Below are 26,733 nucleotides of genomic sequence, written 5' to 3' on the forward strand. Positions count from 1 at the left end.
CGGGGGTGGCCCACAGAAGACTTATCCTGAACTCGTCACGATTACGGCCCAATGCCCTCCCATGGAGAAGACGCTGCGACGAGCGACGGTGCCGGGCGGCCGTCGCGGCGCGGCCTCCTCCGGACCGGCGGCGCCCTCGCGCTCGCGACGCTCGCGGGGTGTAGCACGACGCGCTCGCCGACCAGTTCGACGGATTCGAGCACCGACGCCGGTGTCGAGACCAGCACCGAACGGCCGACGGACCAGCCGCCTTCGGGGCCGGCGGCGCCCCCGCTCCGCGGCCCGTGGCCGACCGTGCACGCGGACGCCCGGAACACCGGTGCGGTCGAGGCGTCGGGACCACAGGGGCCGCCGGCGCTCCAGTGGCGCAGCGGCGTCCGCCTCGGCACCGAACTCACCGCCGCGAGCGGCCCGGACGGCCCGGTCGTCACCCAGCGGAACGGGACCGTCGTCGCGTACGACCACGACGGCGGCGTCCGCTGGCGCGACCGCCACGACGCGGACTTCGTCGCCGCACCCGTCGTCGCCGCGGACGGCACGGTCGTCGTCGGCACGCTCGACGGACGGGTGACTGCGTACAACGCGGGCGGGGACCGTCGCTGGGAGCGCTCGACGCAGGACGGGCTCTTCGCGCCACACGCCAACGACGCGACGCCGTTCGCGGTCGTCGACGACGTCGTCTACCTCGCTCACCCCCGCGGGAGCGCGTACGCGTTCTCGCTCGCAGACGGAACGGAGCGATGGCGGACGAGCGTCCCCCGTCGCTGTCACCGGCCCGCGCTCGAAGCCGGGAACGTCATCCTCACGTCCCGTGGAATGCGGAGCAGTGGCGACGACGAGAGCCCGGTGCTCGCGCTCGACGCGACCGACGGGAGCGAGGTCTGGCGGACGAACGTACCGGGGACGGTCTCCATCGGCGCGGGCGTCGACGGCGACGCCGCGTACGTCGGCACCATCGACGGCCGCCTCTCCGCGCACGACGTCGCGGACGGGAGCGAACGCTGGACGGTCCAGGTCGACCCCGAGGAGACGCCGTGGATAAGCTCGATACCGACCGCGTTCGCGGACCGCGTCTGGGTCGGAACGCTCGACGACGGCCTCTACGCGGTGGACGCGGACGGCGTCACCGCGCACGTCGCCGTCGACGCGGAGACCACGCCCGCGGTCGGCGACGGGCGACTCTACGTCGGGAGCGCGGACTACGAGTCCGGCGACGCGGAGGCGAACGGCTCGCTCCTCGCGGTCGATCCCGACGGCAGAGTCGCGTGGCGAACGGAGATCCGGGGCCAGCCCGACGCACAGGTCCTGTACCGCGACGGCCAGGTCGTCGTCGGCACGCACAGCGGCGTCGTCGAGACGGTCGAGGCGTCGACGGGCGACCGACGCTGGCGCGCGTTCGAACGCCCCGCCTCGCTCCCGTCGCCGATCGTCGGCGACGGCGCGCTCTACTGCGGGAGCCTCCACGACGCCGTCAGCGGGTACGACGCGAGGAAGGGCGAGAGTCACCTCTGGTACGTCGAGCTCGGCGGGCCGACACCCGGGGCGCCGGTCTCCGCTGGCGACACCGTCCTCGCCGGCAGCTGGAGCGGCGAGGTCGCGGGGACGCCGCCCCACGAGCACGCCGACCCGCCGACGGACCCGATGACGAAACCCGACCGGACGACGACGACCGTGCACGTGGACGCGCCGAGTCCGAACCCGCGCTGGCGCGTCGACCTGGACGGCCCCGTCGGCGACTTCGGCTACGGGACGCCCAGCGAGGCCGGGACCGAGGCAGGGACGACGGCCGGGGGTGCGTTCGTCGGCGCCGGGTCGCGCGTCGTCGCGCTCACGGCGAACGGGGACGTCCGCTGGGAGACCGACGTCGGCGCGCGCGTCGCCACGAGTCCAGCGGTCCACGACGGCGCCGTGTTCGCGACGACGACCGACGGCGACCTCCTCTCGCTCGCTGACTCCGATGGCGGCGTCAACTGGCAGACGGACGTCGGTGGCGCGGCGACCGCACCGGTCGTCGTCACCTCGACCGACCCATCGCTGGTCGTCCTCGGGACTGCAGAGGGCGTCGTCGCCCGACAGGCCACGGACGGCGCCGAAGCCTGGACCGCACCCGGCCAGGGCCGCGTCCGCGGTGCACCGGCGCTCGCGAGCGACGGCACCGTCGTCGCGGCGGACGACGCCGGTGTCGTCCGCGGTCTCGACGCTGCGTCGGGGGAGGAGACGTGGCGATTCCAGGCCGACGGTGCGGTCCACGGTGCTCCCGCTATCGCCGACGGCGTCGCGTACGTCGGGACCCGCGGCAGTCGCCTCCTGGCTATCGACGTCCAGGAAGGGGGCGTCGAGTGGTCGTTCGAGATGCAGGACTGGGTCGACGGGTCACCGGTCGTCGCCTACGGCGCCGTCTTCGTCGCGACGCAGGCCGGGACCATCGACGCCGTCGTCGCCGACCCGGCGTGAGGAGCGACCGGCCGCGACGACCGCCGCCAGCGCGAGCCTAGTTCTCGTCGACGTCGGTCTTGACGATAGTGACCGGGCGGTCGCTCATCCGCGCGACGCGCTCGGCGACGCTCCCGAGGAGCCGCCGGTACTCGCCCGATCGCTGCTTCGTTCCGACCACCGTCACGTCGACGTCCACGTCGTCGGCGTACGCGAGGATCTCCTCGTGCGGGACGCCGTGTCGGACCACCGTCTCCACGTTCACGCCGGCCGCTCGCGCACGCTCGGCGATCGCGTCGATGGCTTCGCCACCGGCTTCCTCGAGCGCGTGCTCGAGGCCCTCGTCCTCGTGGACGTACTCGTCGCCGGGATACGACCCGACGGTGTCCGCGTCGACGACGTAGAGCACGTGCAGGGTCGCGTCGTACTGGCTCGCGAGGTCGATGGCGTGCTCGATGGCGTCGGAGACGCCGGCGCTGCTGTCGGTCGGCAGGAGGATGTTCTCGTACATACTCGAAGAAAGGTGCGGACGAATCGTATAGCTTGCTCTCGATTCCACGCCGATGAGAACGAGCGAAAACCCCTGCTCGACGACGCGAAAGCGAGCGACAGCCTCAGTCGTCGCCGTTGCGCGCGTTCACCGCGAGCACGGGCGCGTCGGCGTGCCGGACGACGCGCTCCGTCGTGCTCCCGAGGAGGTAGCGGTCCAGGCCCGTGCGACCCGTCGTTCCCATCGCGACCAGGTCGACGGCCTCGTCCTCGACGTACTCCAGGAGCGCGTGCCCCGGCGACCCCTTCAGGACCGCCGTCTCAGCGGCGAGCCCCGCCTCGCGGGCGCGCTTCGCGACGTCGCTCGTCGCTTCCTCACCCGCCGCCTCGAAGCGCTCCAGGAGTTCCGTCGCGGGCGCCTCGCCCGCCGACGCGGCGAGCGACGACACGTCGACGACGTTCACCGCGTGCACCGTCGCGCCGCCGACCGCAGCGAGCGCGAGCGCGTGCTCGACAGCCACGTCCGCGTCCTCGCTCCCGTCCGTCGGCACGAGCACGTTCTCGTACTCGTCGAGCGACCGCGCCGCTTCGAGGTCCCGAACCGTCAACACCGGAACGTGCGTCCGGCGGAGCACGCGCTCGGTGACGCTCCCCGCGACGTACCGGTCCACGCCCGTCCGGCCGTGCGTCCCCATCACGAGGAGGTCCGCGTCCACCTCGTCGGCGTACCCGACGATGGACTCCGTCGCGTGCCCCTCCACGAGCGTCGACTCGACGCGCTCGACGCCGTCGAGCGCCGACGCCGTCGTCCGGAGCGCGCGCTCGCCCTCCTCGCGCAGCCGCTCGCGGGTCTCCTCGTCCACGTCACCGCGCTCGAAGACACTCGACGCCGCGTCCTCGTCGACGACCGACACGACGTGCACCGTCGCGTCGAACGCCACCGCCACACCGGCCGCGTGCTCGGCCGCTCGCTCCGCGTACTCGCTCCCGTCCGTCGGCACCACGATGGTCTCGTACATGTTCGTACGTACACGTTCGGCGACCAGGGAAATAACCCGGTCGTCCGTCCCCATCGACTGAGAACGACCCGCGTGAACCCGCCCGACTGCCCGCCGGTGCTTCCGGACCGGTCGCGGCGACGGACCGACGACGCCTTGAGGCCCCGCCGCCGAGTGCGAGTACGACCGATGGCCGACTCCCCCTCGCCACCGCCAGCGGACTCGACACCGGAGCCGACCGCACGCCAGGAACGCGTGTTCGACCGAATCTGGACGCAACTCCCCGCCCAACAGAACCCGACGTCGTCCTCGTGGTGGTTCTTCATCCTGTTCCCCGAGGGCGAGGACGGGTTCGGGCCGCGACAGATGATGTTCTCCATCGCGGCGCGCGTCGGCGACACCATCCGCGTGAACGACGTCACCATGCCCGGGATGGACCTCGACCGAGACGTCGAGGACGGCGTCGACGAGTTCGAGGCCATCTCCGTCGGGTGGGACGGCGACGACGAGCGCATCGACGAACGCATCGTGAACCAGCCGGCTCGAGCGACGCTCTCCGCCGACGGCAGCATCGAAGCGTGGACGGAGACGCCCGACGGCGAGCGCCGCGGGAGCGCCATCCACGCCGCCGAGGACCGCCCGCTCGGTCTCGAAGCCGAGTTCGTCGGCGAGAAGGGCAGCGTCGCGTTCGAAGCGTGGGGCGACCTCGACTCCCCGAACACGTCGCCCGTGCAGTCGATGGACATGGACACGCCCCTGGGTGGCGCCGACGTCGTCGCCTTCCGCCAGATGCGCTTCGAGGGCGAGTTCGACCTGCCCGCCGGCACCGAGACGCTCCAGGGGTCGTGTTACTTCCAGCGCGTGTGTTTCAACGTCCCCCTGTACCCCTGGAAGTGGGTGTGGGCGGTGTTCCCGAACGGAGCGGCGTTCTCCGCGATAATCCCGTTCGTCGGCCCGCACGTCTTCCGCGAGGGCTACGAGTTCTACGAGTCGGACGCGCTCGAACGCGCCACCCTCCCGTTCCGGACCTCGGGGTTCTTCAGTCCCGCGGACGGGAGCGAGGTCGTCCGGTTCGACGACATCACCATCGAGCCCGTCCTGGAGGACGACACCGCCGAGGTTGCCCCGGAAGCCGACCACGCCGACGGCGACGCCCACCCGGACTTCGTCGTCGAGGTGTCGACCGACGACGGCGACTTCGTCGAGTTCACCGCGTCGACGTACGGGCACGCCCGCAACCACATCGACCGCCCCATCCTCGGCGGCCGTCTCGAGTCCCACTGGAGCTACAACGAGTACCTCTTCGAGATGACCGACCTCGACGGCCGCGTCGGCGGCCAGCACCTCTCCGCGGAGACGATGGGGCAAGCGTACGGGACGCTCGAGTACAGCACTGGCCTCGGGCTCTGACGGTCCCAAGATCACCCCCTGCGAGACGACGCGCTTAAATCACTACGCGGCGAACACGTGACTGGAGCCGGCGGGGTGGAGACGTAGGATACCTCGACCCCAACTGCTCCACTTTCAACACTCGCGAGCGACCGCGTTGCCGCTCCCTCGCGACGATACCCGACGCGTACCCCGGCGACGACCGGTCGTCTTATGCCGGTCGCGCACCCGGTCTCGGACGTGACATCGTGGCCGCCTGCGGACCCGACGGACGCGTCGACGATAACCGAGCACCGCGACGAACTCGTCGCCGCGGTCCGCGACCACGCCGGCCGCCTCGCGTACCAGCTCGCGCGCCTGGAGGGCGGGGACTACGGCGACTGGTCGACCGACGGCGAGCACGGCGAGTGGACGGTGAAGTACGAGGGCGGCGACCTCGATTACCTCAAGTACGCGCCCGACAGCGGGAGCGACGTCTACGTCGTCTCCACGAAGCGCGACCCCGAACCCGAGGCGCTCGCGACCGCGCTCCGCGATTACGACGCGCTCGTCGACGGGTTCGCCGAGTACGTCGACTCGGTATCCGGCGTCCTCGACGACGTCTCCACGGACTTCCCCGGGGTCGCGTCCACCGATACCGTCGTCGCGGAACGCGACCGCGTCCTCGACCGCGTCCGCGAGGTCTGCGACCGGATCGCCGCGGAACTCCGCCGGTACGAGGGCGGCGACTACGGGACGTTCACCGCGCGCGTCGACGGCACCCGCTGGGAGCTGAAGTGGGACCAGGACGGCGCGTCGTACCTCCGCGTGAACGGCTCGAACGGCGTCTACGTCCTCTCGCAGTACTCGCCGCCGTCCGCGGACGACCTCCGCGAGTACGCCCCCCAGTTCCACGGGTTCGTCGACGCGTACAACGCCGAGGTCGAATCCCTCGAATCGGACCTCGCCACCATCGAACTCTGACCCGGGCTTCGGAATCAAGTGACTCGTCCCTCGAGAGGACGGCCCGCAGGACACCAAAAGTAACGCATTCTGATAAAACTGGATAAACATACTAGAATTGCCATACCTACGGCACGGCCCAGTCCCCGCCGTCGACCGCGCGGCGACGCAGACTCGTGCACGGCCAGCGACCACCACGACAGCGCAATCCGTTACGGCCTTAACCCTGTAACGAAGAGGCAGAGACATGACTGACGACGCCGCCTGTACCTGCAAGGTCTCCCGCACCAGAGACGAGTTCGACCTCGAGATGGACGACGACTCGCTCGTCGCCGCGTGGCAGGACGGAACGAGCGTGCGCGAGCTGACCCGCTCGTTCAACGAAGCCCTCATCGAAGCACGCCTCGACCGTCTCGACGGCTCCAGCACCACCTGGAACCGCCTCCCCGTCTACGACGCGCTCAAGACCGACGACCTCTCGGAAGCCGACGTCATCGAGATCCAGCGGGAACTCGAACGCGACGGCGTCGACCCGGACGAACTCCGATCCACGCTCATCTCCCACCAGACGATGTACCGCCACCTGACGTCGTGTCTCGACGCGTCAGCCAGCCCCGACCCCACGCCCGACGAACGCCGCGAGAAAGCGCGAGACACGGTGTACGCGCTCCAGCGACGCACGACGCTCGTCACCGAATCGACGATCGAAACGCTCCAGAACACGGGGACGACGGACCTCGGAGACCCCGACGTCCTCGTCGACATCCAGGTCCTCTGTCGAGAGTGCGGGTACTCCGCGGACTTCGATACCGCGCTCACCGAAGGATGTAACTGTCCCTGAAACACACCACTTCAGTTCCCCGTGGACGATACAACGTCATCTAGCACTACCCCAGCGTAATTGTCTGTCCGACCGAACGAACAGCAAGACCCTTAGTATAGAATTGACAAGATGGATGCATGGAATCGACTGAATCACTCGCCGCGCCCTTGTCGCTGTCAGTCGAGAACGTCGGCGGCATCGACACCACAAGCGTTCGACTCGAACCCGGTGTCACGGTCCTCGAAGGCCGGAACGCCACCAACAGGACGTCCTTCCTGAAAGCCGTGATGGCGTCGATGGGAAGCGACCAGTACACGCTCAAGGGCGACTCCGACGCCGGCCGCGTCGAACTCGCGGTCGGCGACACCGTCGTCGAACGTCGATTTGAACGCCGGAACGGGACCGTCACCGCGCTCGACGACGGCTACCTCGACGACCCGGAACTCGCCGACCTGTTCGCGTTCCTCCACGAGGACAACGAGGCACGGCAGGCGGTCGCACGCGGCGACAACCTCCACGAGATAATCACGCGACCGATCGATACCGTCGAGATCGAAGCCGAGATAGAACGATTGCAGGCGACCAAACGCCAGATCGACGAGCAACTCGAACGCATCGACGACCGCCAACGGGAGGAAGCCGAGTTACGTGACCGCAAGTCCGAACTCGAATCCCTGGTCGCGGACGCCGAGGATCGACTCGAGGACCTCGAAGCGGAGATCGAGGCGACCGACGCGGACCTGGAGACGGACCGGGAATCGGACGAAACCGTGGAACGCGACCTCGACTCGCTGACCGACAAGCGGTCCGAACTCGAAGAACTCCGGTTCGAACTCGAGACGCTGAACGAGACGATAGAGTCGCTGGAAGCGGAGCGCGAGGCGAAACGAGAGCAGCGCGAATCGATCGCCGTCGACCCCGACACGGACCTCGCTTCGCTGCGGAGCGAACTCAAGGACCTCCGTGACCGACAACGCCGGGTGACGTCGCAGATGAGTGAACTGCAGAGCATCATCCAGTTCAACGAGAACATGCTCGAGGGCACCGACACGGAGATCGCGAGCGTCCTCAGGGACGACGAGGGTGACTCAGCGCCGGCGGACGGGCCGCTCACCGACCAGCTCGTCGCGGAGGAGACGGTGGTCTGCTGGACGTGCGGGTCGGACGTCGCCGAGGAGGACATCGAGGAGACGCTCGAACGACTGCGGTCGTACCGGCAGGACAAGTTCGGCGAGCGGCAGTCCCTCGAATCGGAGATCGACGACCTCCAGGAGCGGGTGTCGTCGCTCGAGAGCGCCGAGCAGGAACTCGACGACCTGAACGAGCGCCTCGCGGAGATCGACGCGGAGATCGACCGGAAACGAACGCGGATCTCGGAACTGGAGGACCGCAAGGCGACTCTCCACGACGAGATCGCGGAACTCGAAGACGCCGTGGAGGCCCAACAGTCGTCGGACTACAGCGAACTCCTCGACCTTCACAAGGAAGCGAACAAGGTGGAGTTGGAGCTCGAACAACGCAACCGTCAGCTTGCGTCGGTCGAGGAGGAGCTCGCGGAGGTCGAGTCGCTGCTGGACGAACGCGAGGAGTACGCTCAGCGACGCGAGCAAGTTGTCTCGGAGCTCCAGGACCTCCGGAATCGCATCGACCGGCTCGAGGACGATGCCGTCGACGCGTTCAACGAGCACATGGCGGACGTGCTCGACGTCCTGGAGTACGAGAACCTCGCTCGCGTGTGGATCGAACGGCAGACGCGGGAGACGCGCGACGGCCGTCGGAAGGCGCTCGAGAGCTTCTTCGAGCTCCACATCGTCCGGGAGACCGAGGACGGGACGGCGTACGAGGGGACGGTCGAAACGCTCAGCGAGAGCGAGCGCGAGGTCGTCGGACTCGTCTTCGCGCTCGCCGGGTACCTCGTGCACGACGTTCACGAGACCGTGCCAGTGATGCTCCTGGACTCGCTCGAAGCCATCGACGCCGAACGCATCGGCCGACTCGTCGAGTACTTCGCTGACTACCCGGACCACCTCGTGGTCGCGCTCCTGCCGGAGGACGCAGCGGCCGTGGACGTTCAGCACGAAGTCGTCCACGAGATCTGACGTCGCAGGTCTCCGGATTCTGCTCCGTTCCAGTGCGGATTCGAACCGTTCGATGCCGGACCGGTAGCGTCTCGCTCGCCCCGTCGAGGAACGGCTCCTCTCCCAGCGCCTCGCCAACGGGACACGCATTAATATATTTAATCCTTCATACAATAAAATCTGATATAATCGGCTGTCGGGTCGCCTCGAGCGCATCACCATCGACGCTCGGTGAGGCGTCCTACGCTGAGGCGTCCTACGCTGAGTCGTACTGCGGTGAGGCGTACTGCAACCAGTAGCGAACCATGAGTCCGACGCCCACTCACGTCCCGCCGTGCTTGCGGAACCATACCGTCTCCCCGACCGGTGAGTCGTCGTCTTCGAGGTCGAGCCGTCCGAGGAAGAGGTCGCGGACCGCGAGCGTGACGACGAGTTCGACCACGTCCCGGTCCCCGCCGCTCTCGGGTTCGACGACGACGACGCAGTGCCCATCGCGTTCCTCGACCGTTCGGACGATACCACGCGTCCACCGGTCGACGTGATGCGTCGGTTCGCGAGCGTGAATGCGGTCGTGAGGCATCGTACTACGAGACAGATACGGGCCCGAGCCCGAAAACGAGTCGGGTCGCCACGCTAGCGTGGTGAACTCGGGGAACGCGAAGCGGGCCGCGACCGATTCAGATCTCGGTGACGCGACTGTAGTCGTCGCTGAGCGCCTGCGCGTCCTCGGGGAGGAGCGCGACGACGAGGTACTCCGGGAACGCCGAGAAGTACTCGACGAGCGACGCGATCCGATTCGAGTCGATGGCCTCGAGCGAGTCCAGGAGCATGAACGGCACCGTCTCGTGGACGTCGTGCACGAGGTAGCCGGCGAGCGCGAAGATGAGTCCCGTCACCTCGCGCTCGCTCTCACTGAGGTGCTCGATGGTGTCCTCGTACGCCGTCCCGTTCTCCGTCGTTCGGACGACGTGCAACTCGAAGACCGTCCGCTCCACCTTCTCTCGTCCCTCCCGGACCGTTCGCTCCAATCGCTCGATCCAGATGCGTTCGAGGTTCTCGTACCCGAGGACGTCCAGTATCGCGTCCATGTGCTCGTTGAACGCGTCCACGGCGTCCGCTTCGAGCCGGTCGATCCGCGTCCGAACCTCGGTCAACTCGTCGAGCAGTTCCTCCCGTCGGTCCCTGAGCTCGTCCGCACGCTCCAACTCCGCCTCTATCGTCTCGATCTCGTCGTTCACCGACTCCAGGTCCGCTTCCAGTTGCTGCAGTTCGAACTCGAGTTCGTTCGCCTCCCGATGGAGCTCCAGGACGTCCCCGAAGTCCGCGGACTCCAACTCGTCGACGTCGTCCTGTAGCGACTCGATCTCGGCCTGTAACTCGTCGCGCTCGTTCTGCAGCGACTCGATAGCGGACTGGTGACGGTCGATCTCGGCGTCGATGTCGTCGACCTTCGAGCGCGTCTGCTCGCGGTTCTCCTGTTTGCGCTTCGCCTCTCGCCGAGCGGACTGGACCTCCTCCAGGTCGGCCTCGACCGCCGAGATGTCGCTCATCTTCGCCTCCCGCGTCGCTCGAAGGGTTTCGAGCGTCGACTCTATCTGCTCGCGGTCGACGGTCGTCCCGCACGTCCAACACGCCACGCTACCGGACTCCGACGCGAGCAACTGGTCCGTGACCGCGTCGTCGCCCGCGTCGGTGTCGCCGCCCGCGAGCGCTCCGAGGAGTTCGTCGTTCGCCTCCGAGAGCATGTCCTCGTTGAACTGGATGACGCTCTGTAACTCGGATACCTCCCCGTTCAATCGACGTTTCTGCTCGCGTAACGACGCGACCTCGTCCTCCAGCGCCGCGTGCTCGTCCATCGGCGCGTCCGGCAACTCCTCGAGGACTTCCTCCAACTCGCGACGCTGCCGTTTGAGCGACGACACGCTCTCGGTCTTCGTGTCGATGTCGCGCCGGATGGACTCCAGCTCGCCGCGCGTCTCGCTGAGCGCCTCGAGCTTCTCCTGTAACCGCTGCTGGTCCTCGCGACTCTCCTCGAGGTCCCGATTCGACGCGTCGATCTCGGCTTCCTTCGCTTCGAGCGCGTCCTCCACGTCCCCGATCTCCTCGCGGAGGTCCTCGCGGCGCGCCTCGAGCTCCGGGAGTTCGCGCTTCCGCGAGTCGAGGTCTGCGAGCTCGTCGTTGATGTCGGCCTTCTCGGCTTCGAGCCGTTCGATCTCGCGCGTGAGTTCGTCGACGTCGACGGGCCGCATGATGATGTCGAGGAGGTCGTCGCCGCGCGCGACCGCCTGCCGCGCCTCGCTGCTCTCCAGCAGGAATGCGAACAGGTCCGCGACCGTCGGGTCGTCGAGGTACGGGTCGCCGCTGTAGGTGACGGTGCCGTCCGCTCGTTCGAGCGTCCGCGTCGCCGTCACGCCGTCGAACTCGAGCTCGACCGACCCGGCGTCCGCGTCGCCTTTCAGTGTCGCTCGATGACTCCCCATCGCCGCCATGATCGATTGGAGGAACGACGTCCGGTTCGTGGCGTTCTTCCCGCTGAGCACGGTGACGCCAGGCGGGAGGTCGACGGTGGTCTCGTCGATGCCACCGACGTTCGAGGCGGAAACGCGGGCAGTCGCACCCGACGCTACGTTCGCTTTCATGTACCCATGGTGTTCACGAGGCTATAAAAAACGTTGCACCCGAGGTCGGCACCATCGCGGCGGTGGACTCGATACGCCGGGCCGTCAGCCGTGGGTCGGCGAATCGACGTCGAGCCGTGGACGAACGGTTTTATGCGGTCGCTCGCGTACGGTTCCGTATGGACGAGACGGACGACGAGGACGAGGGGACGCCGTCGACGAAGGTGGGGCGGCTCCTGGAGTCGTACGACTTCGACCCGGGGTACGGGGCGGAACTGGAGGCGCGGTGGACGGGCGAGAGCGGCGAGCGAACGAGCCTCCGGGACCTCGCGGACGCGTTCAACACCACGTTACTCGAGTTGGCGTTACGGTCGGCGGGGGCGTCCGTCATCGACGGCGAGGTCGACAACCTCTATCGGTTGCTCACCGACGAGGAGGCGAGTGCGGGCGGTCGGGTCGAGGCCAGGGGGCGACTGGAGCGGGAGGGCGTGGACGTCGACCAGCTCGAGGCGGACTTCGTCACGTATCAGGCCATCCGCTCGTATCTCAAGGACGTCCGCGGCGCGGAACACGAGTCGACGTCGCCGGAGAAGCGAGTGGAGAACACGACCGAGACGGTCGAACGACTGCTGTCGCGCGTCCAGTCGGTGGTCGAGTCGGACCTCGCCGGACTCCGGCGCGCCGACCGGATCACGCTCGGGGACTTCCACCTGTTCGTCGAGGTGAACGTCCTCTGTCGGGACTGTCAGGCGCAGTACGGCGTCGTCGAGCTGCTTCGGCGAGGCGGCTGCGACTGCGAGTCATCGTCGGACCCGCGACAGGACGAATAACACTGTTAGCGGTGTTATCTTCACTCGGCGTCAGTTCGTCCGCGAGCCCTCCGAGGACGTCGTGCCCGAGTCCTCGACACGTCCCGTTCCAGCTCCGTCGCCAGATGGCGAGTCCGCGTCCGCCGACTGCGGGCCGGACCCCCCCGACTCGACGTCGTCGACCGGACCGCCATCGACCGGATTCGGCAGGTGGAGGTCCGCGACGACGAGTTCGTGCACCTCCATGTCCTCGAAGACCGCGCCCCAGCCACCGATGGAGTACGAGCCGTGCTCGGTCTGGAGTTCCACGGTCGCGAACCCGGCGAGCTGCTCGAGTGAGGGCGTCTCCGTGTCGAACTCCGACCCCGTGTAGGAGATGTTCGTCACCGGGCCACTGACCGTCCGCATCCGCTCCTCGTTGTTGTCCCAGCCGTGTGCGACGACGTGGATGCCGACCCCGTCCCAGTACAGCTCGATGAAGTCCTGGATGAACTCCTCGATACTGATGTACGGCAGCGGCCCGTCGCGCGTCGTGTGAACCTGCGGTTGGACCGCCCAGAGGCACGTCTGGAAGTACCAGTGGAAGATGAAGGAGAGGATGTCGTCGTTGACGATGACGCCGTAGGGGTCGCGACTCCGGTCGTTCGGCGCGAAGTACGTGTGCCGCCTGTCGACGACGGCGAGGAACGGTCCCGGTATCTCGCATTCGCGGACCTCGAGCGCCGCGCCGTCGAGGTCGAGCTCGTCCAGGACGTTCGTCGACGCGGAGTGATTGTACACCGATAACCGAACGATGATGCCGTCGTCGTGGGCGTCCCGGAGCGCGGGGAGCAGCGACTCGACCTGGTCGATGGTCGCGGCCAGTTCGATGGCGTGGTCGGCTTCGGCGATGGAGGACCGGACGCGGTCGTGTATCGTCGACTGGTGCTTGACGACGCTCATCTGGTGGTCGGTCTGATGCGGTTCCTTCCACCGGTCCTCTATCTCGTCGGCCGTATCCTTCAACACCTCGCTGTAGCTCCGAAGGTTGTTGAGGACGTCGACCGGGTCGCGTGGTCGCGCGTGCAGTTGCTCGCGGTCGATGGTCTCGACGTACCCCTCGTCCTCGAGGTCGTCGAGCACCTTGTAGATCTGGGACATCGGAACGGACGATCGCTTGGCGACGTCGACCGCGGGAGCGATCCCGAGGTCCAGGAGTGTGAGATAGGCGTCGGCCTGGTACGACGTCAGGCCGGCGCGTTCGAGCGCGTCCTGCATTTCCTCCGATTCCATGGTCTCGCTTGTGTGGTGGGAACCATAGTCATTCCGTTCCCTCAATACCACGACCGGGCCTGCACACGCCGAACGTATCCTCGAACTGGTCGTACTAGAAGACCGATAGGCAGCGGTCGAACCGACCGACACGAGTGGGATAGATTGCGCGCGATTCTCTTTGTTGGCTCGAACAAAATCGTCTCCTGACTGTTAGCGCGCGGACGTCGGCGGTCGCAGCAGGGACGTTGCTGGCGCTGGGGTCTCGTCGAAATGGCGCGCGAAGAAGCGAATCGTAGGGCGAGCGGGGGTGGCTGCTACGGGCCGCGGTCGTACGTCGCGACCACCGTGATGCCGTCCTTGGAGACGCGGAGGCGTGCGTTCGCGGGCACGTCCTCGAACGTCCGCGTCGTCCCGTCCGGCCATTCGACGGTGATGGTCACGGTCGTCGCCGAGCCGAGCCCGACGTGCTCGACGCGGGGTTCCTGCGAGAGGTAGTCGACGTTCGCGGTCTGGTGGACGACCGTCTCCTCGCCGTTCGCCGAGACGGTGACGACCGCGCCGAGCGCCGTCGCACCGTCGTCGTCGACGACCTCGAACGCGACGCTGTTCCCGCCCGCGACGGTGTTCTCGTAGACCGTGACGGGGCCGCCGTACGTCGCGGCGACGACGTCCCGGTCGCCGTCGTTGTCGTAGTCGATACTCACCATCCCGCGGCCGTTCCGTTCGGCGACGCCGCGCTCGCTCGCGTCCCTGGACCGGAAAGACGACCCCTCTCGCTCCCAGAGCATCGCGTACGTGTAGCGTGGGTCCTCGGGGTCGATGCGGAGGACGTGCTGGGTGGCCTGCCAGAGGTCGCGGTCGCCGTCGTTGTCGAAGTCGGTGAGGCTCGCCGCCCACCCCCAGCCACCGCGTCGGACGCCGTACGCGTCGGCGCGATCTCCGAACCGGCCGTCGCCCTGGTTGACGAGGAGCGTGTTCCCCTTCGTCCGTTCGGAGTGGATGACGAACTCGAACAGGCGCTCGTAGCGCTCGTAGCGCTCCGCGGACATGTTCTCCTGCGATATCGGGAGGTAGATGTTCGACACGAACACGTCCGGGCGGCCGTCGCCGTTCACGTCCGCGACCTCCGACGCCATCCCGTTCCGCGCCGTCGCGCCGCCGAGCAGTCGCCGTTCGAACGTCCCGTCCCCCTGGTTCACGTAGACGGTGTCGTTGTTGTAGTCGTTGGCGACGTGGATGTCGGGGCGGCCGTCGCCGGTCAGGTCCACGAAGCTCGCCGCGAGACTCCACGTGTCGCCCGTGATGCCGGCTGTCTCGACGCGCTCGAACCGATGGCGGTCGTCGTCGGACTCGCTCGGGGCGACGTTCTCGAACAGCACGTTCGGGTTCCCGTTGTCGTCCGCGACGTGCCCGGTGTCGTCGAAGTACCCCGCGGGTTTCCCGTTCGCCCAGTCGCCGGACTGGTAGACGAACAGGTCGAGGTCGCCGTCGCCGTCGAAGTCGGCGACGGTCGCGCCCTGTGGATACGTGAGGTTCCCGATGCCGAGGTCCGTTCGCTCGAAGGAGCCCTCGTCGTTGTGGAGCGCGACCGGTGGCGCGTCCTCGGCGAGCAGGAGCAGGTCCGTCCAGCCGTCGCCGTCGTAGTCGAAGAACACCGCACTCCGGAAGGGTCGCTCGAGAGCCGGTAGTCGCTCCGAGCGCGCGAACGACCCGTTCTCGTTCACGTAGAGCATCGGTCGTTCACCGCCGAGTGCGAGGACGTCCGTCCAGCCGTCGTCGTTCACGTCCGCGGCGAACACGCCCGCGTTCCCGTTCCCGATACCGCTCGCCTCGTCGGTGTACTCGATACCGGCGTCCTCGGTCGCGTCGCGGAACTGTATCTCGGGGCTCGGCGGTTCCGAGTCGAATCCGAGCGCGCCGCTCGCCACGACGATGCCGCCGACGACGGCAGCGACGACGAGGACGACGGCGACCATCCGGGCGCGTCCAGCGACGAACCCTCGCGGTCTCATCGGTGCACCGGGAGTGCGATGTCGTCCCGTGGCGGAATCAGGTACGTGCCCCGCGAGCGCGTTTCGAGGTAGTCGACGATGCCGTGGCGTTCGGCGGGAACGTCGACGTCGTACTCGTCGACGTTCATCGCCTTTCGAGTCTCGACGAAGTCAGCGACGGTCCCCTGGATCGACGAGAAGTTGAACTCGGTTCCGTCGACCGCGTCCGTCGCGACGCCCTCGGAGCGCCTGAGGATGGGGGTCTCGAAGTCGTCGTCCCGGACGCGAGCGAGTTTCTGGGAGTGCCCGAGCGTCCCATGCTCGTCGGCGTGCTCGTCGATGGCATCGACGTCGTCCTCGGTGATGCCGCTGTCGCCGCCGAGCTTCGACCCGGTCTCGCCGACGTCCTCGGGGTCGTGTGCGGGACAGAACATCTCCGCGGTCCGGTCGCCGTGAGACTGGTCGTACCAGCGATCGAGGTCGATGCGGAGCCGCGAGACGGCCTGGGTGGTGCCGCCAGCGAACGGGCCGTCCTGGAGCGTGACGCGGTCCTCCGGCGGGAGGCTGTCCCGGAATCCCGACTTGAACCCCATCGAGAGCGGCGCTTCGTCCGGGACGTCGTCGTTGTCGAGCTTCTCGGCGGGGAGTCCCTTCCCGACGACGCCGGTCCGCCGGTCGACGCGCTCGAAGACGCCCTCGAGCGTCGCGTCGACGCGCACGCCGTTGACCGTCTCCGTCTCCCCGAACAGCGCGGCCTCGGCGGCGAGCAGTATCGACCCGAAGTCGCTCGTCAACACGAGCAGCGCGTCGTGTTCGTTGGCCTTCCCGCGGTCCTCGCCGACGGCTTCGAGGACGTCCTCCGGTGGGTCGAGCTGGTCGGGCACCGCCCCGAACCGCTCGAAGTACCGCGGTGCGTACCCGAGCGTGTACAGCAACCCGTCGTTGATCGCTGCCCCCGTTCGCGTCCCGGTCCCCCAGCGGAACGCGCGGTCGAGCGTCTCGAACGCCGCCGCGACCTGCTCGCGCTCTCCCGCCGTGGGCTCGGCGTCGCTCTCGTAGGAGAGTCCCAGCAGCAACTGGTGCTGTGGGAGGACGGTGTTGCCGTGGGCGTCGCGAACGAGGTAGTCGCCCCAGCGATGCTGGCCGTCCGGCACGACCGACGGGTCGCCCTGCGGGAACTCTGCGCTCTCGGACTTCCTCCCAGCACTCGTCGACGTCGTCGACTCGTCGCCTCGTTCGCGGTCCATGCAGGCCGCGAGCGCGCTCGTCCCCCCGATAGCCACGGCCGCCTTGACGAAGTCGCGTCGCTCGATACCGCGAGCGCTATCGAATCGCATCGTTCCTAATCGACCATGACACTATAAAAAAGTACCCCGCTATGGGTTCCTGCGCGACGTCCGGCGTCCGTCAACTCCCGTCCTCGACCTCGCTCGCCGTGGCCGTCGCGGTGTTCCCGGCCGCGTCCGCGACGACGCACTCGAGCTCGTACGTGTGGCCGTCGTTCTCGGCCTTGAAGGCCTTCAGCGAGACGGTATCGGAAGCGGACCCGCCGCTGACGCCGATGGACGCCGAGTCTTCGACGACCCCGTCGGCGGTGTCGGTCAACGTGAGGTCGACCGTCGAGAGGTCGCCGTTCGCGTCAGAGACCGAGTAGCTGGCGTCGAACTCGGCGTGCGGACTGTTCGAGGAGCGCTCGGTCAAGCTGAGGCCGTCGACAGTGGGTGCGTTCCCGCCCGTCGAACTCTCCGTCTCGCTCACGGCGGTCGACCCGGCGCTCGACGCGCCGGCCGCGTCGGTGACGACAGCATCGACGGTGTAGCTGTTCGCACTGCCCTCGTCGCCGACGGCGACGAGACGCGTGGTGCCGCTCGCGTCGCTCCCGCTGACGCTGATGGACGCGGTGTCCTCCGTCGACCCGTCGGTGTCGTCCGTCAGGGTGAGGTCGACCGTCGAGAGGTCGCCGTCCGCGTCGCCGACGCTCCACGAGACGTCGAACTCGGCGTCCGAATCGCTCGTCTCGACCTCGGTCGCCGACAGGCTATCGAGCGTCGGCGCGCTCGAATCGCCCGAATTCGACGAGTCCGTCGCCATCGAGTTCGCGGGGACGTCGAGCGAGACGCCATCGGAGAAGTTCACCGTGACCTGGCTCCCGGTCGGGTTGTACGCGACGTGGGTCCTCGCACTCCCGTCGTCGTACACCGACGCGAGCGCGTGGTCCGCGGTGACCGACGGCGTCGCGGTCCCCATCGCGTCGTGGTTGTAGATCCAGTGGTAGGTGTGCGCGCGGCTCTCCCCGAACTCGACGGGATAGCTGTCCTTGTTCGCCGTCCACATCGACTTCGCGTCGTCGACGTCCGAGAGTGCGCGGTACTCCCACATGACGTCCGGCCAGTACTGGAAGTCGTCACCGTCCGGGTCGTTCGCAACGAGTTCCTGGTAGTTCGCCGCGGCGGCGTCGGTGTCCCACCCGAGGTACGAGCGGCCAGCGGTCACCGGGAGGACGTTGATGCCGTGCTTCGCTTCGACGTCGCCCGTCCACCACGTGTCGTACTTCACGCCGTTGCTCCACACCATCGCGGCGTAGTCGTACGGCCAGTCCGCGGGCAGGTTCGTGCCGTCCTCGTCGTACCAGTACTCCTTGATGGCGTGCACCTCCGTCGTGTACAGGTAGACTGCGGCGTCCCGCATCGCGGTGTTCCCAGTGTATTCGGCCCAGAGGAGCATCGACGTGTACGCGTTGATCGCCTCCGAGGAGGACTCCTGGTTGTTCCCCTGCTCGTAGTCGCCGCTCCCCGACGCCCACGAGTGGCCCTCGTACGGACTGAAGTTCCGGAGGAACGGGAACGAGTCGTGCGGGTTCGACGCGGGGTCGAGCGCGTTCGACCGGTCGGGGCGCTTCCAGTTCGCGTAGTCCGCGACGAGTAACTCGACCATGCCGCCCCAGTTCGCGTCCTCGGCCCACGTCGGGTCGTGGCGCGCGACCTCGGCGGCGCCACGGACGTAGTAGCCGTAGTGGAAGTGGTGGTCGTTGATGTCCGCGCCCGAGCCGAACGAGTCGTTGTACCCGACGAGCGTCCCCCACGTGTCGTCGTAGTAGAAGACGTCCTCGGAGCGCGTGGACCCCGCGCGGTCCGCGTCGAGCCACGTCTCCAGGTCGCCGCGGAGCCCGACCGTCGACGAGTCGCCGTCGAGGAAGTACGACGCGGCGGTCGCGTCGCCGACCTGTTCGGCGATGGGGATGAGTTCCGAGAGCCGCCCGTAGTTCTTCCCGGTCCAGTACGTGCCGTCACCGGGCTTGTCGGGCCCGGTCTCGACGAGCGTGCTGTTCGACTCCTCCTCGTCGACGTAGCTCGCGAGCTCCGCGTCGTCGTACGTGCCCTCGTCGGGGAGGAAGGGGAGCACGCCCGGGAACGTGTACGTGGTCGTGAACGACGAGACGCCGCTCGTCGTCTTCATCGTCCCGCGAGCGCTCGCGTACGTGTAGCCCGTGAACGACGCGCTGGAGTACTTGTGCTGGTGCGGGAACAGCCCGGTGAACGTCCCCGACGCCGAACTCTCGGGTTTCGCGTCGAACGCGAAGTCGAACGTCGTCGTCACGTCGCCGCTCGCTTCGTCGTACGTCCAGTCCACGGTCGTGTCCGTGACGTGGTTGTACGCGTACGCTTCGAGGTCGGCGAGCGCAGTGCTCGTCGCCTCCGGGAGCACGGCGACCGTGAGGTAGCCCGCGCTCCCCAGTGTGCTCGTGAGCTCCGTCGTCCCCTTCCCGGACCAGGTCGCGTCCGAGGGTGCGTACAGCCCGTACGCGTGCCCGTTGACCTCGACGCCGAGGACGTTTCCCTCGTCGGCGAACACCGTCGGTGCGCTCGGGAACGTGAGTTTCGCGTCACCGCCCGCGTACTCGCAGAAGACGTACGGCGACCCCTGCGCGACTGTCGTCCGCAGCGTCGTCGACGTCCCGTCACCGAACTTGCCGACGGTGTGCCAGTCGCCGAAGCCGTCGCAGCGCGCGTCGCCGAACGACGACGTCGCGCTGTGCCCGATGGTCAGGTCCGTCGTCTGGTCGAGGGTCGCGACGCTGTCCGTGTCGTAACCGTCGCTGTACGTCCACTCGGTGCCGTGCCAGACGTCGAGGCCCGAGCCGGTGAACTCCATCGAGACCGGGTGCGCGAATATCGGCATCGAGTGCTGTTTCCAGACGAGCGAACTCCACCACTCGTTCGTCGGGACTGGTGGGCTGACCGCGCCGGTCGTGTACGTCGTATCGGGCGGCGAGCCCTCGCCGGACGGGAGCGTCGTCGTGTAACTCCCGTTCCCGACGCTGACGGACGTCGCCGCGCTCGCGAGCGATGCGGTACCCGCGACACCGCTGGAGAGCCCGCCGAGGAGACCGACCGTCTTCGCGAAGTCGCGCCTGCCGATTCCTGTCCGTGAACGATCCGTTCCGTCGTCGGATGGCTGATTGTCCTCTGTCATCGTGGGTGCCTCTGCTCCCGCTATGGGAGGCCGCAGCCACGAGGTTACGCGTCTGCGCTCGACACGCGTTCGCGCCACGCTGGCGCTATGTGGCTGTCTGCCATGGTCTTCACAACCATGGTAGTTAAAATAACCGGTCGCCGTGACCAATGGCATCGTACCCCGGGGGTCTACGCCCACCGCCCGACCCAAACCCGGCCCAGGCACCACAATCCTCTTGTAGGAAGAACTGACTCTTCCTTAGCATGGTTCTCGAGTCAGGGCCGCTCGCCGACGTCGACCCGGAGACGGCGACCGTAGCCGACCTCTCCGTCGCGGCCGTCGAACGAGCGCTCGAATCGGACGACCCGCTCGTCCGCCAGCACGCCACCGACGGCTGCGTCACCGCTGCCGCCGACGAACCGGACGCGATGGGTCCGTTCGTGGACGTCCTCGTCGACGCACTCGACGACGAGAGCGTCGTCGTCGCGCAGAAGGCGGCGGCCGCACTCGTCCCCGTCGCGCCGGTCGACCCGGCGGCGTTCGAGGACGCCATCGACGAACTCCTCGCGCTCTACCAGCACGACGTCTCCATCGCGCAGGCGTATGGCGCGAAACTCCTCGGGACGCTCGCCGTCGAGCGACCAGCACTCCTCGTCGACCACGTCGACGCCGTCGTCGACGCGCTCGACGCACCCACCCAGGAAGTCGACGCCGCCGCCGCCGCGGACGCCGCACCCGTCGACGACGAGGTCCGCGCGGCGATGTCACAGCACGACGACGCCGAACTGAAACGCGAGCAGGCAAGCCGCGAGACCGTCGCGAACGTGGTCGTCGCGGTCGCAGAGGCCCATCCCGGGGCCGTCGCGCCACACCTCGAAGCGATCTGTGACGCAACCGAGGACGCACCGACCATCGTCGCCGCCGCGTACGTCGACGCCATCGCGACCGTCGCCGAAGCCGACCCGGACGCCGCACAGGACACGACACCGGTCCTCCTCGACTGCCTCGACCACGACCACCCGATGCTTCGCGGCCGCGCCATCCGCGCACTCGGATTCCTCGGCGACGACGACACGGCCGAACAGCTCCGCGAGGTCGCCGCCGAAGACGAAGACGAGGACGTCCGCTCGCTCGCCGCCGAGACCGCCGACTTCCTCGAAACGAACTGACGTCCACCGACGGACCTCGCCGAGTGCGGCGACGCGTCGGCGCCCAACCGGCGATGGTTTTAACTCGACGCCGAATGCTTCTTCGAGTCGAATGGAGCGAGGACTCGTACTCGTCGAGCAGACCGTGGACCACCTGGACCTCCTCGCCGAGGCCGTCGAACACGCCCTCGGCGCCGACGCGGACCTCGTCCTGCTCGCCACCATCACGCACGACCAGTTCGAAGACGACACCCAGATGCTCGAGACCATCGGGCACCTCGAGAACACCAGCTACGACACGAGCTCGGTACTCGACCGCGCCGTCGCCGACGTCCGCTCGTTCGTCGCGGACGAGATCCCCGACGACGTCGACGTCACCATCGTCGCCCGCGCAACCGACGACCCCGGACAGGCGCTCCTCGACGTCGGCGACGAACACGGCTGCGACCACGCGTTCGTCCTCGGCTCGCATCGCTCACCGACAGGGAAAGCCCTGTTCGGCGACGTCGCCCAGCAGGTCGCGTTGAACTTCGACGGCTACGTCACGCTCGCGACGCAGTGACCGACACCGAAGGACTCCCTCTCCGGACGACCTCTCAGGGCTCGCGGCGCGCACACACGACCGACGTGCCGCCGACGACCACGAACGCACCGACGAGGAGGACGATGTCCACGACCGCGATCGCGTACGGGCCAGTTCCGGGTTCGAGGAACGGGAGCGAGAACACGAGCAGCACCGTCATCACGACCAGGAGCGCGACCAGGCCACGCATCACGTCCTGGTAGGCACAGAGCGTCTCGAAGAGCGGGCCGGTATCGACCATACTGTGACGTGGTAGCGGGGTGGTAAGAACGTTGCCGTCGGGTTCGGTGTGGTGGTGGGCATGACAGAGGCACGATGGCGCCATCGGCCCTCAGACCGATAGCGCGCGGCCTCGACGCCAACTCCCACCCCGCTCGGTTCGCAACGCGACCGTCTCGCGTTCGATACGATACCGCGACCGGCCGTCGGTCCGCGCGCAGCGCGCAGCGATACGCTGCTCAGTCCTCTAACGGAGCGCTCTCCCAGTACGCGTGCTCGGGTTGCTCGCGGAAGCACGCGACCTCCTGGCCGTTCCCGTCCACGGGCTCGCGTGCCGGCGTCCCCTGCTTGCAGGCCTCGCGCGCCTCCGGACAGCGCGTGTGGAACCGACACCCCGAAGGCGGGTTCACTGGGTCCGGGATGTCTATCTTCCGCATCGGCGGGTCGACCGCCTCCGTCGCGTCCAGCGACAGCTCCGGGGTCGCCCACCGGAGCACGTTCGTGTACGGATGCCGCGGGTCCTCGATGAGCTCCTCGGCCGTCCCGAGTTCGACGAGCTCCCCGAGGTACATCACGCCGATGCGGCCGTCCCCGTGCTCCGTGAAGTACCGCGCGTTCGAGAGGTCGTGACTGATGAACACGTACGTCGTATCGAAGACGTCCTGGAGGTCCAGCATGAGGTCCATCATCTCGACGCGCAGCGACACGTCGAGCGCGCTGATGGCCTCGTCCGCCAGGATGACGTCCGGGTTCATCAGGAGCGCGCGACACAACGCCACGCGCTGCTTCTCGCCGCCACTCAACTGGTGCGGGTAGCGGTCGCCGAAGTCCGCCGCGGGCGACATCCCGACGCGCTCCAGCAGCGAGAAGATGCGCTCGCGGCGCTCGGCACTATCCATGTCCGGGTGGACGTGCCGGAGCGGCTCCGAGAGGATCTCGACGAGTCGCTGGTTCGGGTTCAGCGAACTCCCCGGGTCCTGGTGGATGATCTGGAGGGACTGCCGGATCTCCTCGAAGGAGACGTCACCGCGGCCGGCCTTCGCCTCCCAGATGTCCTGCCCGCGGAACTCCACGGACCCGCTCGTCGGCTGCTGGAGCCCGATGGCGGTCTTCCCGAGCGTCGTCTTCCCGCAGCCGGACTCGCCGACGAGCGCGAGCACGTCGTTCTCCTCGATGTCGAGCGACACGCCGTCGACCGCGTGCACGACGTCGGGGTCCTGGTAGAAGTCCCAGAGGCTCTGCTCCTTCTCGAAGTGCACCTCGACGTCCGACAGCCTGAGAAGCGGGTCACTCATCGTCGCTCCCCTCCATCGTCACCGTCCGCGTCCACGCCGTCTGGGGCACCACCAGCGGCATCAACTCCAGCGGGCGTCCCGCCGTCCGTGTCGACGCTGTCCGGCGTCCCGCCGTCGGGTGCGTAGTTCAACGGGATCTCCTCGGCGCTCTCCTCCCAGTAGTGACACGCCACGGTGTGGTCGTCGACGACCTCCGAGTGTTCGGGCGCGTCCACGCGACAGGACTCGTCCGCGAGCGGACACCGCGGCCGGAACGAACAGCCCTCCGGCACGTTGATCGGGGCCGGACTCGACCCCTCGATGGCCTCCATCTCCTCCAGTGGCGCGTCGAGGTTCGGCGTCGCGTTCAGGAGCGCTCGCGTGTACGGATGCGACGCGTGCCCGAGGATCTCCTCGGTCGGCCCGACCTCCACGAGCTCGAACGCGTACATCACCGCGAGCCGGTCTGCGAGCGACGCGACCAGCGGCAGGTCGTGCGTGATGAACACCATCGTCAGGTCGTACTTCTCCTGGAGCTTCTCCAGGAGCACGAGTATCGAGCGCTGCATCAGGAGGTCCAGCGCCGCCGTCGGCTCGTCCATCACGAGCACGTCCGGTTCGAGCACGAGCGAGAGCGCGATGAGCGCGCGCTGCTGCATCCCGCCGCTGAGCTCGTGCGGGTACGAATCCAGCACGCGCTCGGGGTCGAGGTAGAGGTCCTCCAGTAACTCCCCGGCGCGCGCCATCCCCGCCTTCCGGTCCGCGTCGTGCGCGTCCAGGGTCTCCTCGAAGTGCCCGCGGACCTTCATCGTCGGATTGAACGAACTCATCGCGCCCTGGAACACCATCGAGATCTCCTCCCAGCGCAACTCCTTCAACGACGCCGCGTCCAGGTCGAGGACGTCCACGCGGTCCCCGCCCTCCGGGTAGTACGACACCTCGCCGGACAGGAGGCCCGGATCGGGTATCGCGTCCAGGAGTGCGGACGCGAGCATCGACTTCCCGCTCCCGCTCTCCCCGACGATACCGATTATCTCGTTCCGTTCGATGTCGATACTGACGTCGTCGAGCACGTAGGACTCGCCGTCGTCGTACGTGACGCTGGCGTTCCGGAGCTCGAGTATCGTGTCGCTCGCGTCGACGGCTGACGTCGCCGTCGAAGAGTGGCTCGCGGTCATGTTAGAGTATCTCCGTGGAGGCGTTCGAGTCCTCCTCTTCGCTGCCGGCAGTCGACTCCGATTCCCCGGCGAGGCGCGTCCGGACGCGCGGATTGAACACGCGATCCATCCCCTGCCCGAGCAGGATGAGCCCGAGCGAGAGGAAGAGGATGGCGAGCATCGGCGCTATCAGCCAGTGCGCGGCCTCGATGGTGTACAGCGCACCCGCGGTCGAGTACGCGAGGTACATCGTGATACCCCAGTTCTCGGCGCCGATGGGGAGGACGCCGAGGAAGTACAGCCCGACCGATGCGAAGATGACGTACCGTGCGGCCGTCACGAAGTTCACGGTGACGTACGGCATCAGGTTCGGGATGATGTCCTTCCGGATGATGCGGTGCGTGGGCGTCCCCATCGTGCGCGACGCCTCGACGTAGTTCTGCTCGCGGATGGTGAGTACCTGCGAGCGAATGGAGCGTCCGAGGCCCGCCCAGTAGTTCAGCGTGATGAGGACGCCGAGCACGAGCGGGTTCTCGGGCGTGAACGCGATGGCGAGGATCATGATGAGCGGGAGGCCCGGGATCGCCATCACGAAGTCCGCGATCGCCATCAGCACGCGGTCGGTCGTCCCGCCCTTGAATCCGGCAACGGTCCCGAGGACGACCGCGACGCCGGTCGCCCAGATGGCGCCGCTCGTTATCATCAGCATCATCTCGGGCGTGGCGTGCACGAGGAGCGCGAGCAGGTCCGTCCCGGTCGCGGTCGTCCCCAGCACGTAGTTCATGTTCTCCAGCGGCAGGAGGTACCGGGGCGCCTGATTCGTCTCCGGCGACGGGTAGAGGCCGAGCGCCGCTATCAGCGCGATGACCACGTAGAACCCGACGATGAGCAGACCGAAGCGCGTCCGCCAGTCGCTCCACGCGACCAGCGCGGGCTTGTACACGCGCTCCTGGTAGAGGTCGCGGTAGCGGTCCATCCGGGAGAGGTCGGTCGCGGCCGCGTTCGAACTCGACCAGTCGACGCCACCGACCTGCGAGTCGGCTTCAGTAGGCTTCATTGCTACCTCCCGAAGAGATGCGCGGGTCGACCTTGCTGTACGTCAAGTCCGCGACGTACGCCCCGACCACGAGCGCGACCGTGATGACGAGGAACGTCCCCATCATCAGCGGATAGTCCCGTGCTTTCAGTGCCTTGAACATGTAGAATCCGAGTCCCGGATACGAGAAGATGCGTTCCAGGATGATGGTCCCACCGAGGTTGAACCCGAGCAGCAGCAGGAAGCCGGTGTACATCGGGAGGATGGCGTTCCGCCCGACGTACCGCGTGGCGATGCGACGGTCGGCGAGCCCGCGGAGGCGCGCGACGCGGACGTAGTCCTCGCCGAGCACCTGGATGCTGTTCCCGCGCATCGCGAGCGCCTGCACGCCCATCCCCGTGACCGTGAACGACGCCACGGGGAGGATGGCGTGTTCGAGTGCGCTCATCACGAACGGGACGCTCAACTCCTTCTCGACGGCCAGTCCGGTCGTCCCGCCGGTCGGGAGGATCTGGTACTGGTACCCGAGGAAGTACACGAGCAGGAGCGCGAGCACGTAGAAGGGGACGGACGCGGAGACGATGGAGACGCCGGTCAGCGCCTGGTCGAACCGGCTGCCTTCCCAGTACGCCATCATCGCGCCGAACAGGACCGCGAACGCGAACATGAGGACCGTCGAGACGACGACGACGAACACCGTCCACGGAACCGCTTCCGCGAGGACGTTCGCGACCGGTTCGTCGAGCGATATCGACCGGCCGAGGTCGCCGCCGGCGACCGACAGCATGTAACTCTGGTACTGTTCGAGCAGCGTCGCGTCCGGCCTGATGTTCTGGTAGTTCTCGATGTACGCGTTGATCTGGTCGGGGTCCATCCCCTGTCTGGCGAGCTTCACTCGCAGCGTCGTCAGTGGGCCGCCAGGGAGCAGACGTATCATGCCGAACGTGAACGTCGCCACCAGATAGACGGTGAAGAGCACGCGCGCCGTCCGCTTGGCGAGATAGTGGGACATACGATATCGAATCTCTCTTTGTGAT

General features: G+C 67.7%; 21 protein-coding genes. 8 read left to right on the top strand and 13 right to left on the bottom strand.

The features are described from left to right. Positions 1 to 51 precede the first annotated feature (51 nt). A complete protein-coding gene (locus tag ACZ48X_RS02275; RefSeq protein ID WP_336351195.1) occupies positions 52 to 2,454 on the top strand; it encodes an outer membrane protein assembly factor BamB family protein in 2,403 nt (800 codons plus the stop codon). A gap of 37 nt (positions 2,455 to 2,491) precedes the next feature. On the opposite strand, the gene ACZ48X_RS02280 is transcribed toward ACZ48X_RS02275, so the two are convergent. Together ACZ48X_RS02280 and ACZ48X_RS02285 are read right to left on the bottom strand one after the other, a co-directional pair. After that, entirely contained in the window at positions 2,492 to 2,944 is a 453-nt protein-coding gene (locus ACZ48X_RS02280; RefSeq protein ID WP_336351194.1) for a universal stress protein, read from the bottom strand. Positions 2,945 to 3,047: 103 nt separating this feature from the next. Beyond that, positions 3,048 to 3,941: a universal stress protein gene (locus ACZ48X_RS02285; protein WP_336351193.1), complete on the bottom strand. Its 894-nt coding sequence runs from the start codon at positions 3,939 to 3,941 to the stop codon at positions 3,048 to 3,050. A gap of 168 nt (positions 3,942 to 4,109) precedes the next feature. On the opposite strand from ACZ48X_RS02285, the gene ACZ48X_RS02290 reads away from it, so the two are divergent. The 4 genes from ACZ48X_RS02290 to ACZ48X_RS02305 all read left to right on the top strand — a co-directional run bounded on the left by ACZ48X_RS02290 (position 4,110) and on the right by ACZ48X_RS02305 (position 9,173). After that, the gene (locus ACZ48X_RS02290) at positions 4,110 to 5,330 is read left to right on the top strand and encodes a hypothetical protein (protein ID WP_336351192.1); all 1,221 of its coding nucleotides are present in this window, start codon (positions 4,110 to 4,112) and stop codon (positions 5,328 to 5,330) included. Between the two features lie 192 nt (positions 5,331 to 5,522). Continuing rightward, positions 5,523 to 6,272: a hypothetical protein gene (locus ACZ48X_RS02295; protein WP_464379795.1), complete on the top strand. Its 750-nt coding sequence runs from the start codon at positions 5,523 to 5,525 to the stop codon at positions 6,270 to 6,272. Positions 6,273 to 6,498: 226 nt separating this feature from the next. After that, entirely contained in the window at positions 6,499 to 7,092 is a 594-nt protein-coding gene (rdfA, locus tag ACZ48X_RS02300) for a rod-determining factor RdfA (RefSeq protein ID WP_336351190.1), read from the top strand. Between the two features lie 119 nt (positions 7,093 to 7,211). Beyond that, positions 7,212 to 9,173, top strand: coding sequence for an archaea-specific SMC-related protein (locus ACZ48X_RS02305; RefSeq protein ID WP_336351189.1), 1,962 nt, complete (start codon positions 7,212 to 7,214; stop codon positions 9,171 to 9,173). A gap of 301 nt (positions 9,174 to 9,474) precedes the next feature. On the opposite strand, the gene ACZ48X_RS02310 is transcribed toward ACZ48X_RS02305, so the two are convergent. Both ACZ48X_RS02310 and ACZ48X_RS02315 read right to left on the bottom strand, forming a co-directional pair. Next, positions 9,475 to 9,732, bottom strand: a complete 258-nt coding sequence (locus tag ACZ48X_RS02310; protein WP_336351188.1) for a DUF7861 family protein — start codon at positions 9,730 to 9,732, stop codon at positions 9,475 to 9,477. A gap of 97 nt (positions 9,733 to 9,829) precedes the next feature. After that, positions 9,830 to 11,791, bottom strand: coding sequence for an archaea-specific SMC-related protein (locus ACZ48X_RS02315; RefSeq protein WP_336351187.1), 1,962 nt, complete (start codon positions 11,789 to 11,791; stop codon positions 9,830 to 9,832). A 158-nt stretch (positions 11,792 to 11,949) separates the two neighbouring features. Here ACZ48X_RS02315 and rdfA (ACZ48X_RS02320) point away from each other — a divergent pair, with 158 nt between their 5' ends. After that, positions 11,950 to 12,600: a rod-determining factor RdfA gene (gene rdfA, locus ACZ48X_RS02320; protein ID WP_336351186.1), complete on the top strand. Its 651-nt coding sequence runs from the start codon at positions 11,950 to 11,952 to the stop codon at positions 12,598 to 12,600. A 30-nt stretch (positions 12,601 to 12,630) separates the two neighbouring features. On the opposite strand, the gene ACZ48X_RS02325 is transcribed toward rdfA (ACZ48X_RS02320), so the two are convergent. The 4 genes from ACZ48X_RS02325 to ACZ48X_RS02340 all read right to left on the bottom strand — a co-directional run bounded on the left by ACZ48X_RS02325 (position 12,631) and on the right by ACZ48X_RS02340 (position 20,297). Further along, entirely contained in the window at positions 12,631 to 13,851 is a 1,221-nt protein-coding gene (locus tag ACZ48X_RS02325; protein ID WP_336351185.1) for a TrmB family transcriptional regulator, read from the bottom strand. A 296-nt stretch (positions 13,852 to 14,147) separates the two neighbouring features. Then, positions 14,148 to 15,845 (bottom strand): CRTAC1 family protein, encoded by a 1,698-nt coding sequence (locus ACZ48X_RS02330; RefSeq protein WP_336351184.1) that lies wholly within the window; start codon positions 15,843 to 15,845, stop codon positions 14,148 to 14,150. Then, the gene (locus ACZ48X_RS02335; RefSeq protein WP_336351183.1) at positions 15,842 to 17,161 is read right to left on the bottom strand and encodes a DUF7405 family protein; all 1,320 of its coding nucleotides are present in this window, start codon (positions 17,159 to 17,161) and stop codon (positions 15,842 to 15,844) included. The genes ACZ48X_RS02330 and ACZ48X_RS02335 overlap by 4 nt, the downstream gene beginning before the upstream one ends. A gap of 70 nt (positions 17,162 to 17,231) precedes the next feature. Then, the gene (locus tag ACZ48X_RS02340) at positions 17,232 to 20,297 is read right to left on the bottom strand and encodes a glycosyl hydrolase (protein ID WP_336351182.1); all 3,066 of its coding nucleotides are present in this window, start codon (positions 20,295 to 20,297) and stop codon (positions 17,232 to 17,234) included. A gap of 245 nt (positions 20,298 to 20,542) precedes the next feature. Between ACZ48X_RS02340 and ACZ48X_RS02345 the strand changes: the two genes are divergently transcribed. Beyond that, entirely contained in the window at positions 20,543 to 21,448 is a 906-nt protein-coding gene (locus ACZ48X_RS02345; RefSeq protein WP_336351181.1) for a HEAT repeat domain-containing protein, read from the top strand. A gap of 91 nt (positions 21,449 to 21,539) precedes the next feature. Next, the gene (locus ACZ48X_RS02350; protein WP_336351180.1) at positions 21,540 to 21,989 is read left to right on the top strand and encodes a universal stress protein; all 450 of its coding nucleotides are present in this window, start codon (positions 21,540 to 21,542) and stop codon (positions 21,987 to 21,989) included. Between the two features lie 34 nt (positions 21,990 to 22,023). On the opposite strand, the gene ACZ48X_RS02355 is transcribed toward ACZ48X_RS02350, so the two are convergent. From ACZ48X_RS02355 to ACZ48X_RS02375, 5 genes are all read right to left on the bottom strand, one after another. Beyond that, positions 22,024 to 22,251 (bottom strand): hypothetical protein, encoded by a 228-nt coding sequence (locus tag ACZ48X_RS02355; protein ID WP_336351179.1) that lies wholly within the window; start codon positions 22,249 to 22,251, stop codon positions 22,024 to 22,026. 217 nt (positions 22,252 to 22,468) lie between these two features. Further along, the gene (locus ACZ48X_RS02360; RefSeq protein WP_336351178.1) at positions 22,469 to 23,524 is read right to left on the bottom strand and encodes an ABC transporter ATP-binding protein; all 1,056 of its coding nucleotides are present in this window, start codon (positions 23,522 to 23,524) and stop codon (positions 22,469 to 22,471) included. Continuing rightward, on the bottom strand, positions 23,521 to 24,681 hold the full coding sequence (locus ACZ48X_RS02365) for an ABC transporter ATP-binding protein (RefSeq protein ID WP_336351177.1): 1,161 nt from the start codon (positions 24,679 to 24,681) through the stop codon (positions 23,521 to 23,523). The genes ACZ48X_RS02360 and ACZ48X_RS02365 overlap by 4 nt, the downstream gene beginning before the upstream one ends. Before the next feature lies 1 nt (position 24,682). After that, the gene (locus ACZ48X_RS02370; RefSeq protein WP_336351176.1) at positions 24,683 to 25,717 is read right to left on the bottom strand and encodes an ABC transporter permease; all 1,035 of its coding nucleotides are present in this window, start codon (positions 25,715 to 25,717) and stop codon (positions 24,683 to 24,685) included. After that, positions 25,704 to 26,708: an ABC transporter permease gene (locus ACZ48X_RS02375; protein WP_336351175.1), complete on the bottom strand. Its 1,005-nt coding sequence runs from the start codon at positions 26,706 to 26,708 to the stop codon at positions 25,704 to 25,706. Before ACZ48X_RS02375 ends, ACZ48X_RS02370 begins: the two co-directional genes overlap by 14 nt. Positions 26,709 to 26,733 lie beyond the last annotated feature (25 nt).

This window comes from Halorubellus litoreus (genome assembly GCF_055378595.1).

Coding starts and splice junctions, on each gene's coding strand:
- ACZ48X_RS02290 (WP_336351192.1), top strand. CDS start 4,110: ATGGCCGACTCCCCCTCGCCACCGCCAGCGGACTCGACACCGGAGCCG.
- ACZ48X_RS02310 (WP_336351188.1), bottom strand. CDS start 9,732: ATGCCTCACGACCGCATTCACGCTCGCGAACCGACGCATCACGTCGAC.
- ACZ48X_RS02360 (WP_336351178.1), bottom strand. CDS start 23,524: ATGAGTGACCCGCTTCTCAGGCTGTCGGACGTCGAGGTGCACTTCGAG.
- ACZ48X_RS02280 (WP_336351194.1), bottom strand. CDS start 2,944: ATGTACGAGAACATCCTCCTGCCGACCGACAGCAGCGCCGGCGTCTCC.
- ACZ48X_RS02370 (WP_336351176.1), bottom strand. CDS start 25,717: ATGAAGCCTACTGAAGCCGACTCGCAGGTCGGTGGCGTCGACTGGTCG.
- ACZ48X_RS02345 (WP_336351181.1), top strand. CDS start 20,543: ATGGTTCTCGAGTCAGGGCCGCTCGCCGACGTCGACCCGGAGACGGCG.
- rdfA (WP_336351186.1), top strand. CDS start 11,950: ATGGACGAGACGGACGACGAGGACGAGGGGACGCCGTCGACGAAGGTG.
- ACZ48X_RS02355 (WP_336351179.1), bottom strand. CDS start 22,251: ATGGTCGATACCGGCCCGCTCTTCGAGACGCTCTGTGCCTACCAGGAC.
- ACZ48X_RS02350 (WP_336351180.1), top strand. CDS start 21,540: ATGGAGCGAGGACTCGTACTCGTCGAGCAGACCGTGGACCACCTGGAC.
- ACZ48X_RS02340 (WP_336351182.1), bottom strand. CDS start 20,297: ATGACAGAGGACAATCAGCCATCCGACGACGGAACGGATCGTTCACGG.
- ACZ48X_RS02315 (WP_336351187.1), bottom strand. CDS start 11,791: ATGAAAGCGAACGTAGCGTCGGGTGCGACTGCCCGCGTTTCCGCCTCG.
- rdfA (WP_336351190.1), top strand. CDS start 6,499: ATGACTGACGACGCCGCCTGTACCTGCAAGGTCTCCCGCACCAGAGAC.
- ACZ48X_RS02295 (WP_464379795.1), top strand. CDS start 5,523: ATGCCGGTCGCGCACCCGGTCTCGGACGTGACATCGTGGCCGCCTGCG.
- ACZ48X_RS02305 (WP_336351189.1), top strand. CDS start 7,212: ATGGAATCGACTGAATCACTCGCCGCGCCCTTGTCGCTGTCAGTCGAG.
- ACZ48X_RS02365 (WP_336351177.1), bottom strand. CDS start 24,681: ATGACCGCGAGCCACTCTTCGACGGCGACGTCAGCCGTCGACGCGAGC.
- ACZ48X_RS02375 (WP_336351175.1), bottom strand. CDS start 26,708: ATGTCCCACTATCTCGCCAAGCGGACGGCGCGCGTGCTCTTCACCGTC.
- ACZ48X_RS02275 (WP_336351195.1), top strand. CDS start 52: ATGCCCTCCCATGGAGAAGACGCTGCGACGAGCGACGGTGCCGGGCGG.
- ACZ48X_RS02330 (WP_336351184.1), bottom strand. CDS start 15,845: ATGAGACCGCGAGGGTTCGTCGCTGGACGCGCCCGGATGGTCGCCGTC.
- ACZ48X_RS02325 (WP_336351185.1), bottom strand. CDS start 13,851: ATGGAATCGGAGGAAATGCAGGACGCGCTCGAACGCGCCGGCCTGACG.
- ACZ48X_RS02335 (WP_336351183.1), bottom strand. CDS start 17,161: ATGCGATTCGATAGCGCTCGCGGTATCGAGCGACGCGACTTCGTCAAG.
- ACZ48X_RS02285 (WP_336351193.1), bottom strand. CDS start 3,941: ATGTACGAGACCATCGTGGTGCCGACGGACGGGAGCGAGTACGCGGAG.